This is a genomic window from Roseibium sp. MMSF_3412 (assembly GCF_030733265.1).
Lineage (GTDB): Bacteria > Pseudomonadota > Alphaproteobacteria > Rhizobiales > Stappiaceae > Roseibium.
Window position 1 is genome coordinate 134,932 of the sequence record NZ_JASHJI010000011.1, and the last position, 12,974, is coordinate 147,905.

At 62.3% G+C, this 12,974-nt stretch carries 10 protein-coding genes; 5 read left to right on the forward strand and 5 right to left on the reverse strand.

Annotated features, from left to right (window positions below):
- Window positions 1-2 precede the first annotated feature (2 nt).
- From RBB49_RS19045 to RBB49_RS19055, 3 genes are read left to right on the forward strand one after another with little or no spacing between them, the layout of a single operon-like run.
- Complete coding sequence (locus RBB49_RS19045) at window positions 3-908, forward strand: dihydrodipicolinate synthase family protein (protein WP_306144519.1); 906 nt, start codon at window positions 3-5, stop codon at window positions 906-908.
- Window positions 909-910: 2 nt separating this feature from the next.
- Window positions 911-2,410, forward strand: coding sequence for an aldehyde dehydrogenase (locus RBB49_RS19050; protein ID WP_306144460.1), 1,500 nt, complete (start codon window positions 911-913; stop codon window positions 2,408-2,410).
- Entirely contained in the window at window positions 2,407-3,750 is a 1,344-nt protein-coding gene (locus RBB49_RS19055) for an FAD-binding oxidoreductase (protein WP_306144461.1), read from the forward strand. Before RBB49_RS19050 ends, RBB49_RS19055 begins: the two co-directional genes overlap by 4 nt.
- 255 nt (window positions 3,751-4,005) lie before the next feature.
- Here RBB49_RS19055 and RBB49_RS19060 read toward each other — a convergent pair whose 3' ends face one another.
- Window positions 4,006-5,028: a permease gene (locus RBB49_RS19060; protein ID WP_306144462.1), complete on the reverse strand. Its 1,023-nt coding sequence runs from the start codon at window positions 5,026-5,028 to the stop codon at window positions 4,006-4,008.
- Window positions 5,029-5,118: 90 nt separating this feature from the next.
- Here RBB49_RS19060 and RBB49_RS19065 point away from each other — a divergent pair, with 90 nt between their 5' ends.
- Complete coding sequence (locus RBB49_RS19065) at window positions 5,119-5,988, forward strand: LysR family transcriptional regulator (protein WP_306144463.1); 870 nt, start codon at window positions 5,119-5,121, stop codon at window positions 5,986-5,988.
- Between the two features lie 11 nt (window positions 5,989-5,999).
- On the opposite strand, the gene RBB49_RS19070 is transcribed toward RBB49_RS19065, so the two are convergent.
- From RBB49_RS19070 to RBB49_RS19085, 4 genes are read right to left on the reverse strand one after another with little or no spacing between them, the layout of a single operon-like run.
- Complete coding sequence (locus tag RBB49_RS19070; protein ID WP_306144464.1) at window positions 6,000-6,734, reverse strand: SDR family NAD(P)-dependent oxidoreductase; 735 nt, start codon at window positions 6,732-6,734, stop codon at window positions 6,000-6,002.
- Entirely contained in the window at window positions 6,731-7,462 is a 732-nt protein-coding gene (locus RBB49_RS19075) for an SDR family NAD(P)-dependent oxidoreductase (RefSeq protein WP_306144466.1), read from the reverse strand. The genes RBB49_RS19070 and RBB49_RS19075 overlap by 4 nt, the downstream gene beginning before the upstream one ends.
- 13 nt (window positions 7,463-7,475) lie before the next feature.
- A complete protein-coding gene (locus tag RBB49_RS19080) occupies window positions 7,476-8,579 on the reverse strand; it encodes a mandelate racemase/muconate lactonizing enzyme family protein (protein WP_306144467.1) in 1,104 nt (367 codons plus the stop codon).
- A 59-nt stretch (window positions 8,580-8,638) separates the two neighbouring features.
- Window positions 8,639-10,186 (reverse strand): trimethylamine methyltransferase family protein, encoded by a 1,548-nt coding sequence (locus RBB49_RS19085; RefSeq protein WP_306144468.1) that lies wholly within the window; start codon window positions 10,184-10,186, stop codon window positions 8,639-8,641.
- Window positions 10,187-10,494: 308 nt separating this feature from the next.
- On the opposite strand from RBB49_RS19085, the gene RBB49_RS19090 reads away from it, so the two are divergent.
- Entirely contained in the window at window positions 10,495-12,972 is a 2,478-nt protein-coding gene (locus RBB49_RS19090) for a CoA transferase (RefSeq protein WP_306144469.1), read from the forward strand.
- The last annotated feature ends 2 nt before the right edge of the window (window positions 12,973-12,974 follow it).

Sequence of the window (12,974 nt, forward strand, 5' to 3'; positions counted from 1 at the left end):
TCATGGCTTTCGAGGGCATCTATACGCCCGTGGTCACCCCTTATGACGACGACGGCAATGTCGTCTGGGATGCGCTTGAAAAGGTGATCGACCACCTTGTCGACAGCGGCGTCCACGGACTGATTTCCGGCGGGTCGACCGGTGAGAACTATACCCAGACCGTCGAGGAGCGGCTCGAACTGGCGCGCTTCACGCATGAAAAACTGGCCGGACGGCTGCCCCTGATCATCGGGACAGGAACCATGCGGACACCGGATTCCGTTGCCCTCGCAGAGGGTGGCGCAAAAATCGGCGCCGCCGCACTGCTTGTGGCAACGCCGCCCTACGCAGTCCCGACGGAACGCGAAAACGCGCTCAATGTCCTGACCATCGACCGGGCCGCCGACCTGCCGATCATGCTCTACAACTATCCCGGACGCATGGGCGTGAACATGGGCGAGGAGTTTCTCGACCGGGTCGGCCGCTCGCGCAATGTCTGCGCGATCAAGGAGAGTTCCGGCGACATCAACCGGGTCCATTTGCTCGCGCGTGACTATCCTCATATCCAGATGTCCTGCGGAATGGACGATCAGGCCCTCGAGTTCTTTGCCTGGGGTGCGCGCAGCTGGGTCTGTGCCGGATCTAACTTCCTGCCGCATGAGCACGTCGCCCTTTACCGGGCCTGTGCCGTGGAAGGCGACTTTACCAAGGGCCGCCGGATCATGTCCGCCATGATGCCTCTGATGCGTGTTCTGGAACAGGGCGGCAAGTTCATTCAGTGCGTCAAGCACGGCGTCGAAATGACCGGCCTTCGCGCAGGCCCGCCGCGGCCACCCCTGAAGGCACTGAACAAGGACGACAAGCGTCAGCTGGAACAGGTCATCCGCGTCCTCAAATCCACCATCCAAGATATCTCGGCGGGAGCGTGAGCATGACTGATCTTCTGACACACGAAGAATACCGGGCCCTTGCCGCAAAACTCGCGCTGCCGACAAACGCCTTCATCGACGGTAGTTATCGTCCCGCCGCGTCGGGAAAGACGTTCGCGACGGTCAACCCGGCAACAGGTGAGACGCTTGCAGCGGTCGCGGCCTGCGGCGCGGAAGATGTCGATTTCGCGGTTCTGAAGGCGCGCGAAGCGTTCGAGGATGGACGCTGGTCCAGGATGCATCCGTCGGAGCGCAAGGACATCCTCATTCGTTTTGCGAAGCTGTTGACGCGCAACCGGCGCGAGCTTGCGGTCATGGAGAGTGTCGACAGCGGCAAGACGATCCTCGATTGCGAGACCGTGGACGTTCCGGAAACGATCCATTGCCTCAAGTGGCACGCGGAGGCGATCGACAAGATCTACGATCAGGTCTCCCCGGCGTCCGATGACCATATTGCCATGATCGTGCGCGAACCGGTCGGTGTTGTCGGCCTCGTCCTGCCCTGGAACTTTCCGCTTCTGATGCTGGCCTGGAAAATCGGTCCGGCGCTCGCCGCAGGGTGTTCGGTGATCGTGAAACCGGCGGAGGAGACCTCGCTCACCGCGCTGCGTGTTGCCGAACTTGCCATGGAAGCCGGCATACCGCGCGGCGTTCTCAATGTCGTTCCGGGCAGCGGCCCGGAGGTTGGCGAACCGCTCGGCAGGCACATGGACGTCGACATGATCTCCTTCACCGGATCGACGGAGACCGGCCGCCGGTTCCTCAGGTATGCGGCCGACAGCAATCTGAAGGAAGTCGTCCTGGAAATGGGCGGCAAGAACCCGAGCGTCGTTCTGAAGGACGCGGAAAATCTTGATCGCGTGGCGGCGCATATCGTCAACGGCGCGTTCTGGAACATGGGCGAGAACTGCTCCGCCAGTTCGCGGCTCATCGTCGAAGGGGACGTGAAGGACGCGCTGCTGGAACGCGTTTTTGCCCATGCACGGGAGTGGACCATGGGAGACCCGCTCGATCCGGAACACCGTGTCGGCGCCCTGGTCTCATCAGCGCATTTCGGCAAGGTATCGTCGTATCTGGACACCGGTGCGACCGTGCTGATGGGCGGCAAGACGCAGGACAATGCCTTTGTCGAACCGACGATCCTGGAAGCACCGGCGGGGACCAGTGTTGCGCGAGAAGAGATTTTCGGACCGGTTCTCAACGTCATGACGGTCACCGGTTTCGATGAGGCCATCGAGCTGGCCAATTCCACCGAATACGGTCTCGCCGCCTCGATCTTCACCGCCAATACCAAAAAGGCGCTGCGCGGGGCACGTGCCATCCGGGCGGGCACCGTGACGGTCAACTGTTTCGGCGAAGGCGATATTGCAACGCCGTTCGGCGGCTACAGGCAATCCGGGTTCGGCGGCCGCGACAACAGCCTTGCCGCCCATGACCAGTACACGCAGCTCAAGACGATCTGGATCGATCTGTCCGACGACGGAGACGAGGCCGTCGGATGACAGCGACCCGGTGCGCCAAAACACTTCCGGACCTGGCGGGACCAGCCGCCTGGAACCGGATACTGGCGGACCAGCCGGTGCCGGAGGACCTGCCCGGTTCCACAACAGCGGATGTCGTGATCGTGGGGGCCGGATTTGCCGGTCTTTCGGCAGCCCGGCGCCTGACCGAGATTGATCCGGCTGTGCGTGTCGTGGTTCTGGATGCGTGCAGGATCGCGGAGAGTTCGGCCGGACGCAATTCCGGTTTCATGATCGACCTGCCGCATGAGCTGAATTCCGAAGACTATGCGGGCGCTGGTGACGATCAGGCGATCACCAGCCTCAACCGCAAAGCCATCGACTTTGCCGGCAAGGCGGTCGAGGCCTATGGGATCGACCCGAATTTCTTCGACCGGGCGGGCAAGATCAACGGCGCGGCCAGCACCAAGGCGGTCCAGCACAACGAAAGCTATGCCAAACACCTGGCCGGTCTCGGGGAAGCCTTCGAGATGCTGGACGAGGCCCGGATGTCGGAGATCACCGGGAGCCGCCACTATCTGTCCGGTCTCTACACGCCGGGAACCGTGATGCTGCAGCCTGCCGGTTACATCCGCGGCCTGGCACTGGGGCTGAGAACCGCCGGCGTTCGCGTCTTCGAGAACAGCCCCGTGACGCAGTTCGAACGCGATGGCGCCGCCTGGAAGGTCGTTACCCCGAAGGGGCATGTCGCGGCGAAGAAAATCATTCTCACCGTCAATGGACATCTGGAGAGTTTCGGCTATGAACAGGACCGTCTGATGCAATTGTTCCTGTTCGCGGTGATGACCCCCGAACTGGATGCAGACCAGCTTGCAAGACTTGGCGGCTCACCGCGCTGGGGCGTGACCCCCTCTGACCCCATGGGAACAACCATGCGGCGAATCGATACCGCGCAGGGCGGCAACCGGATCGTGACGCGGACCTGCGCGCTCCTGAAACCCGACATGCGGCCGCCAGCAAAAAGCCTCGAGCGGGCTGCGTGTGTCATGCAGCGCAAATTCGACCAGCGGTTTCCGCAACTCGCCGGCATGAAGATGGAATACCGGTGGGCCGGGCATCTATGCCTCAGCCTGAATTCGGTCGCGGTGATGCGGGAGCTGGAAGACGGCGTTTATTCCGGTTGCGTCCAGAACGGCCTTGGAACCGCACGCGGAACCCTCACCGGCATGGGTGCAGCCGATCTGGCCTGCGGCCGCTCGAGCGAGATTACCCGCCATTTCGGCGCTGAGGCCCGCCCGAAAAAGCTGCCGCCGCAGCCGTTCCGCGAGCTCGGCGCCAACATGGTTCTGCGCTGGAAAGAGTGGCGGGCGGCGGCGGAATAAACGCGCGAGAGGGATCCATGCAGATCAACCACATCCCGGGAAAACGACCGCCGCTTGTCTTGCTGCCGCAGGCAATTTGGCAAAAAAATTCGCTCTGGAAGCGAGTAGATCCCCGATCAAGTCGGGGATGACAATCGAGAGTAAAAGTCCTCATCCTGAGGAAGCGCGCCGGCGCTGTCTCGAAGGATCGGCCACTGGCACTCGTGTGCTTGTCCATTTTTGCGAGCGGAATGAGGTCACTTAGCCACCAGGCCATCAAACAACCCAGCCGAAGGCATAACCGGCCATTACCGACCCCGTGACCGCAAGCGCCAGGTAGAGCAGGAACGGACGCAGCTTCAGGACCGGGAATATCGCCAGGGCACCCCAGATGCTGACCACGCCGCCCGAGACGAGGAACGCCATGGCGGCACCGGGGGACATGCCGTTGTCGACAAGCGCACGGGTCAGCGGCAGGGCCGCGTAGCCGTCGATATAGGCTGGAGCCCCGACGAAGACGGCTGCCGGAATGGCCCACCACTTGTCGTCGCCCACATACTGTGCGAGCGAGCCGGGCGTCAGCACGGCATTGAGGGCGAATTCGGCGAAAAAAGCCGGGATCAGGCAGATCAGGATCAGCCGCGTCGTCGCCGCAGCCTGGCGGCGAAACGCGGCACGCCTTTCGGTTTCACGCCAGACGCGCGGCTCAAACGAGGCGGCACCGCAGCATGTGCCGGACGCAAGGTCCGAGGCGAAACCGCCTGTGCGCAGTATGTCGCCGACTGCGTGTTGCCTGCTGAGAATTGCCGTCACGGCCCCGCCGAAGAGACCCAGGCCGAAGGCCGCAACCGTCTTGCCAACGGCAAAGGCAAGGCCGAGTGTCGCCGCCGTGGTTGCCAGCATGGCCGGGTCGGTCACTGGAGAGGACAGCCAGAACGCCATAACGGGCGCAAGCGGCACGCCGGCCGCCAGCAGACCCACCATGAGCGGCAGGATCGTGACACCGCAAACGGGCGTGACCGCACCGATCAGGGAAGCGGCAACGATCGCACGCAACATGCGCCCTTCGAAAGCACGGCTGATGATCCTGTCTGCGCCACTCGCCATGATCCAGGCCGTCAGCAGAATGCCGGGCACGACGAGCGGGGAAACAGCGACAAGGCCGAGGAGCGAGAACCTCAGTCCATCAATGACAAAGTCCGGCCAGACCAGAACAGGGATGATGATGAGGGCTGCAAGCCCCGTGTGACGCCAGATGCGGCTCCTGCTACGTGCCAAGGTCGTTTGCTGGACGTTCATGGACGGCTCTCCTGATTGACGGGCGCAGGATAACCGTGTCTTCTTTATAAGAAAAATGAATAGCTTCAATTTCAGATATTGAGAAAATCAATGTCAAATCTCGACAGCGATCTCCTGAGGACATTTCTGGCGGTCGCCGAAACCGGCAGTATCACGGACGGCGGAGCACGGATCGGGCGCTCGCAATCCGCGATCAGTCTCCAGATTGCACGGCTTGAACAGACTGTTGGCCAGAGCGTCTTCCATCGGAACGGGCGCGGGGTCATCCTGACCGATGCGGGGAAACAGCTCTATCCGGTCGCAAAAGACGTGACGGCAAGACTGGACGCGACGCTGCGCGACCTCACCGCAACACCGTTGCGCGGAACGTTGCGGCTTGGAATTCCCGATGATCACGGACGCGCAAAACTGACGCAGATTGTCGGCAACTTCGCCCGGTCCCATCCGCAGGTTCAACTGGACGTCACCTGTTCGCTCAGCCCCGACTTTCCGGACATGCTGTCGAAAGGCCGCCTGGACCTTGCCGTCTACGAGGTTCAAAACCCCGCTCCCGGTGAAGAGGTCGTCTACGAAGACCCCACCCACTGGGTCATGAGCAAGCACAGAAACCTCCTGGACATGGAGCCGTTGCCCGTCGCCCTGTTCGACCGTGCCTGCTGGTGGCGCGAAGCTGCCATCGCCTCGCTCACCTCAGCCGTAAAAGCCTATCGCGTGGTCTATTCAAGCCAGAGCGTTGCAGGGGTGAAGGCAGCGGTCGAGGCCGGTGTCGCCGTCGGCGTTCTCGGCAAGTCCTCCATAGACCATTCCATGACAGTTCTCGGCGAGAAACAGGGCTTTGTGCCAACGCCATCTTCCAAACTGGTGATTGGTGCCGGACAGGGTCAGGATACCGGCCTGATCAATTCCATGGCGTCTGAAATCCGAGCCGCGTTCCAAGGCGGTGCGCCGGCTTTCGCCTGAGACAAATTCGCTCAAGGCAGGCTCAGCCTGGTCATCCGGCCACCATCGACCACATAGGTCTGGCCCGTGATGAAACCACTCTCCCGCGCCGCGAGGAAGGCGACCAGCGCGGCGACTTCTTCCGGGTCGCCCGTACGCCCGACCGGATGGAGAGACCCGACATCGCGGCGGAAGGCGTCCGGATCCGGCATCGCGTTGACAAAATCAAGATTGAGATCGGTGTCGATCCAGCCCGGTGCGACCGCATTGCAGCGGATGCCGTCCTTGCCGTGATCGACAGCGACCGCGCGCGTCAGGCCGTGCAACCCGGCCTTTGAGGCCGAATAGGCGGCGTGATTCCCATTGCAGCCGATGCCTTCGATGGACCCGACATTGACGATTGCGCCAGGGCTTTTCTTCAAATGCGGCAAGGCATGCTTTATCAGCAGGAAAGGCGCAGTCAGATTGACGGCGAGAGAGCGCTGCCAGCCGGCCAGATCCATGTCCTCCACCGACGCTTCCTGCATGACGCCGGCATTGTTGACCAGAATGTCCAGTCCTCCTGCCTGCGCGACGACCTCGTCAATCACCCTGGCCGGTTCCTGCGGATCCGACAGATCGGCGCGGACACGTTCAAACTCGGGATCGTCTCCGCGTTGAACCGTGAACACCCGCGCCTCTTCGCTGCGCAGCCGGAGTGCGATGGCCCGTCCGATCCCGCTGCGCCCCCCGGTGACGACGGCAATTTTCCCTGCAAAGCGCGTCATGACACGGATTTCCCGCCATTGACCTCGATCAGCGCTCCGCACATGTAGCGCGCTGCATCGGAAGCAAGAAACAGGACGACTTCGGCTATGTCATCCGGCCGCGCCACCCGGCCGAGCGGCACGGTTTTGCCAAGCTCCTCGATTGCCGATTGCGGGTCGAAGCCACGCGCCTCAAATCCTGTTCTGAGCATGGGCGTGTCGACTTCGTTCGGGCAGACCGCATTGATCCTGATGCCCTGATGGGCGTGATCCCGGCCCATGCACTGGGTCAGCGAGGCAATCGCGGCTTTTGTCATGCAGTAAACGGCATGGTTCGGTCCCGGATGAACGCCCCAGCAGGACGCCGTGTTGACGATTGCTCCACCGCCGCTTGCGGCAAGGATCGGGATTGCCGCCCGGCAGATCCGGAACGGCGCTTCAACGTTGACGCCGAGCGACAGCGCAAAATCCGCATCCGTCGTTTCCGTCACCGGTCCCCGTGTGATGACACCCGCATTGTTGATGATGATGTCGAGACCACCGAGCGCTTCGGCGGCAACCGACGGCAGGCTATCGCAATAACGGGCGTCCAGCAGGTCACCTTCCAGCCGTGCATCCGCGTCAATTTCCGCGCAATTCCGGTCAGCCGCAGCGACCATGGCTCCCTCGGCACGCAGCATCGCTGTGATGACTTCGCCGATCCCGCCTGCGGCTCCGGTCACCAGCGCTCTCTTGCCTGAAAATCGCATGTTGCGTCTCCCTTCAGAAGGTCGCGATGGGAGCCCCGAACAGGGCCTCGTCCACGTCGATGCCAAGACCCGGCCCGGTCGGAAGGTCAATGTGGCCGCGCCGGATCGTGACGCCCTTGTTCTTCGAGTAGGGCGTTTCGATCATCGGCTCGGCAAGCCAGACCCCTTCGAGCAGGGCGGGCTTGACTGTCGCCGCGACATGCGTGCAGGCAGCGGCAATGATGTCACCACCCCAGGAATCGTCGCAGGTGTGCGGCAGATTGAGCGCCTCGCAAATGTCCCGGAACGCCGCCATCTGCTGCAAACCACCGATCCGGGTAACCTTCATGCCGAAACCGTCGACAATCCCGAGCCCTGCCGCACGCATGATCGTTGCCAGATCGACACCGCTCTCGTCCATGTAGATCGCGTGGCTGACCTGTGGCCGGATCTTCTGAAGGTCCTCGATCCGGTTGCAGGGCTGTTCCATGACAAAGGGGATGTCCGGACATTCCCGGCTGACGCGCAAGGCATCGCGCGTCGTCCAGCCCCGGTTGCCATCGACGGCTAGGCGCATGCCGGAACCCGAGACCGTTTCCCAGACCTTGCGGATGGTCTCGATGTCTGTTTCCACGGGGCGCCCGCCGACCTTGATCTGAAGGCGGGGATAGCCTTCGTCCCGCTTTGCGGCCGCGATCCGGGCAATTTCATCCGGCGCTCCGACGCCGGTCGCGTAGTAGGATGGAACCCGGTCCCGCGCCGCGCCGCCGATCAGATCGGCAACACGCACACCATAGTGTTTGCCGAGGAGATCATGCGCGGCAATGTCGACGGCTGCCTTGGCATAATTGTGCCCGTTGAGCGCAGCGTGCATCGCCCTGTTCAACAGGAGCGGCCGGACCTCCTCACCGATCAAGGCCGGTGCCATTTGCGTCAGCGCCGCCTGGGCGCCCTGTGCATGGGCCTCGGCATAGGTCGGTCCAACGGGGCATGTCTCCCCCCAGCCGACGAGGCCATTGTCGGCGACAAGCTTCACCAGTGTCGTTTCCAGGGCCCAGACCTCGGCATTGGCCATGGTATAGGGCCCGTTCTTCACGGGAAGGTCGTGGCGGAATATCTCGACCGATTTTATTTTCATGCGTCAGTCCGGAATGCGCAGTGGTGCCAAAGAAGCGCGGCAAAGCACCTTGGTGGCCGTCAGTAATCCTGATTGAGAGCGTCTTCGGCGGGGATTTCCCGTTCCCGGCGCGCGATGTAGTCCAAAAGCGCCTCGTTGCGTGCTTCGTCCAGCTTCGGCTCCTGATATTCCGACAACAGCTTACGAGCCTTTTTCAGGGCACGCTCCGTGATTTCGACCTCTCCTTCCGCCTTCCACTGCTCGATCGAATTGTTGTCGAACATCTCCGGCATGAAGAACGCCCGCTGGAAATTTTCCTGCGTGTGCGGGTGGCCCAGATAGTGACCGCCCGGGCCGACATCGCGCACGGCGGCGAGCGCTTCGTCGAAATCATCCCATCGCGGGCCTTCCGCCATGCGGTAGACCATCGCGGACTGCTCGGCATCAACGATGAACTTGGCGACCGAGCAATGCATGCCGGCCTCGTTCCAGCCGGCCGTGTGCCAGATGTAATTCGCGCCCGCGTGGATAACAGCGTTGAGGGTCGTGGCGCTCTCGTAGCCGGCCTGGGCATCGAAGGTCTTTGCACCGCCAAGCGAGCCGGAGGTCCGCCAGGGTACATCGTAAAACCTGGCGAGCTGTCCGATCAGGAAATTCATCAGGCTGATCTCGGGTGTGCCGGCCATCGGAGCACCGGACTTCATCGAGACGGTTGAAAGGTAATGGCCATAGATCGCCGGAGCGCCCTTGCGGATCACCTGCGTATAGGCGAGCGCACTCAGGGCTTCGGCATTCAGCTGCGCAACGGCCGGCACGACGGACGCGGGCGTGTTGGCGCCGCCAAGCACGAAGGGCGAGCACAGGACCGGCTGGTTGCGTCTCGAAAAGGCGCGCATCGCCCCAAGCATGGTCTCGTCCCACACGAGCGGCGAGTTGCCGTTGCAGTTGCCGGTCGTGACCGGGTGATCCTCCAGGTAGTCGTCGCCAAACAGGATCGCGCACATGTCCATGACGTCCTCTGCATTCTTCGGGCTCGTGGTCATGCCCATGAATGTCTTGTCGGAGTGTTTCATCGACGAATAGGTGATGCGCAGGTGGCGGTGGCTGATGGGGTGGTCGTAAGGTTCAACGATGTGGTGCGCACTGGAATGGATTGCGGGCAGCATGTGGCTCAGCTTGTGGAACATCGCCAGATCGTCGAGCGTCGGATTGCGCCTGACGTCGTCCAGGTCGCGCAGGAACGGCGCACCGGTCATCGGCACGAATATGGTCCGGTTGCCACCGAGCGGTACGTTCTTTTTCGGATTGCGTGCATGATAGGTGAAGCTGGACGGGATGGTCCTGATCAACTCGCGGACGTGCCCGCGATCGAGATAGACCCGTTCGCCGTCAACCCTGGCACCGGCCTTCTTCCAGTCGTCCAGAGCAATCGGGTCGCGGAAAATGATGCCGACCTCTTCCAGAATTGACATGGAGGCGTCATCGAGCTTGCGGATCTGGTCATTGTCTAGCGGTTCGCACAGCGGCAGATTCCGCGTCAGCCCGGGAAGCATTTCGTGGTCGGGAGCGGTGCGAAGGGCCCGGCGGCCTGCACGGCCGCCACTGCGGCTGCGAACTGCGACACTCATATAAGTCTCCGAAGTCTGTCTGGTTTGACTTCAGACTGCGCCTTATGTCCCCGCTTTTCCTGTCCGAAACCGAACAGGGTCCGCATTTTCCGACATTCCGCCGTGTTTCTCGACCGCCGGACATTCCCTGGCAACGCGAGGCTGTGCCCGACGGTATCCGTTCGCATAAGTGTTGCCTGCGAGACGCCGGATCTGTCTGCCGGGCAGGATTGGCGGTTTGAAAATGAAATTTGGCACTATGGGACCAATTTTTCCCGGCGGTTCACATAATCTGGTTGGCCAAAGAACCAAACTCGGAGTGTGCATCCGTGCAAAATCGGCCGCTTTCGCACATCAGGGTGCTCGACTTCGGGCATTATCTGGCCGGTCCGCTTGTCGGAATGATGCTTGCCGATCTTGGTGCCGAAGTCATAAGGATCGATCCGCCCGGCGGCCCGCGCTGGCAGGACCCGGCCTTCGACATGCTGTCACGCGGAAAACGCGCACTGACGCTGGATCTCAAGACACACGGGGGCAGAAAGACGGCACTTGCCCTCGCTGCAAGGTCCGACGTGGTCATCGACAATTTCAGGCCCGGCGTGATGACGCGGCTGGGCCTTGGCCCGCAGGCTCTTGAGGACGTGAATCCGTCGCTTGTAAGCCTGTCCCTGCCCGGCTTTGCATCGACAGATCCCGAGTTGCGCGACATCCCCGCCTGGGAAGCGGTGATTGCCGCGCGCACCGGGCAGTTCACGGACATGGGGCTAAACCGCCGCCTGATGGGCATCAATCCGTCCTTCACGCCCCTCGGACTTGCTTCCGCCTACGGTGCCGCATTCGGAGCCATGTCGGTGCTGTTCGCGTTGCAGGCCCGCGATCGCATGGGCGGCGATCATATCGAGGTCCCGCTGGCATCGGCGCTGTTCGAGGGCCTTGCCTATAACAGCGAACAGATCGAAGACTATCCGGACCGCTACAAGTCGCCGCGCGAGCATGAACTTGAACGCCGGTCCCGGCTCGGCCTGCCGAACGACCTGAATTTTGCCGCGCTCTCGGAGTTTCTGGACCCGTTTTACCGCACCTATACATGCGCGGACGGCAGGGGCTTCTACGTCGTTGCGTGCTCGATCGTCACGCATCCGCGCCGTGTCCTTGAGGTGCTTGGGCTCAAGGACCTTCTGGAGGATCTGCCGGATTTCGACGTTTATCGTGATCGCAACGAATGGCCCGCCGACTGGGCGCTGCGAAGCTATCCGGTCGGGCCCGAGGACCGTGTCCGGATCTCCGAGGCGATGAAGGCCGCGTTTCTGACCCGGCCCGCACATGAGTGGGAAGCGCTGTTCGGCGCGGCAAAGGCACCCGCAACCGCGCAGCGCAGCACACAGGAATGGCTGTCCGACCCGCATGCGCTTCAGTCCGGTCTTGTGCTTGAAATCGACGATCCGCGCCACGGACGCATGCGGCAGATGGGCAATGTCGCCTGGCTGTCCGGCGACCGTCCGGCCACCGCGAAAGATTCGGGCCCCGAGCCGGACGAGTTCGAAACGGCGCTATCGCAAACCCTTTCAGAGACACCGCGGGAACAGCATGAAAGACGCGGCGGAAAATGGCTGGATGGCCTGAAAGTTCTGGACCTGACCAACGTGATTGCGGGTCCGACGGTCGGCGCGACGATCGCGCGGTTCGGCGCTGACGTCACGCTGGTTCAACCGGTGTCACCCTCGGTGGACCCGTGGAACGCGGTGGTGTTCGGCCTGCAGGCCCAACGCGGCAAAAAGAGCGTTCTCCTCAATCTGAAATCCGACGGCGGGCAGAAAGCGCTCTGGCAGCTAGTAGCGCAGTCCGACGTCATCACCGTCAACGGAACGGATCAGCAATGTGCGGCGCTGGGTCTCACGCAGGAGCGTCTTGCCGCGATCAACCCGAAACTCATCCTTGTTCAGCTCGATGCCTTCGGGGCTCCGCTGCGCGGCCCCAAATCGGATCATCTCGGATATGACGATCTGGCCCAGGCGGCGACCGGGGTCATGACGCGGTTCGGCGGCGGACCCGGGACGCCGGAAGAACATGCCCATTTCGGCACGATTGACGTGCTCGCGGGCTTTTGTGCCTGTGTCGGTCTCGGTGCCGCGCTCGAAAGGTTGCGCGTGACGGGAAAGGGCGGTGTCGCTCGGGCCTCGCTCGCCTCGGCGGGTGAACTCATACAGGCGCAGTTCATGTATGACTTCGAAGGACGCGGTCCCTTCGATGAACCCGCAGGGCGCGAAGTCCGGGGCTGGGGACCTTTCTACCGGTGCTATGAAGCCTCAGACGGCTGGATGTTCTTTGCCGCCCCGACCTTGAGGCAAGCTGCGCTTACGTCCGTTCCCGAGCTTGAAGACCTCGACATTTCTGATGATTCCGGCCTGGAAGCTGCCCTTTCGGAGCGGTTTGCCGGGCACCCGGCAAGTTTTTGGGCACAGCGGTTTTCCGGCGGTTCAGCCGCCGTCGTGCCGCTCGGTTCGCTCCACGCGACACGGGACACAAACCTGCATCTGGAAAGCGATGGAACTGCGGACATTGCCACGCGCACGTTCAGCGCCGTTCGGCATGATCTGCATCCCATGGGCCGCTGGGTCGATCTGGTTGCCCCGAATGCAGTGCGTCCCGAACGCGCCGAGGTCACAATCCCGGGGCCTGCCCCGAAATACGGTGCGCACACACGCGAAATCCTCAACGAACTCGGTTTGGATGATAGGGAGATCGACGCCCTGATCTCAGCCGGGAGCGCCGCGGAGTTCTGGTCGGAGAGGTATTTGCCCGAATGACA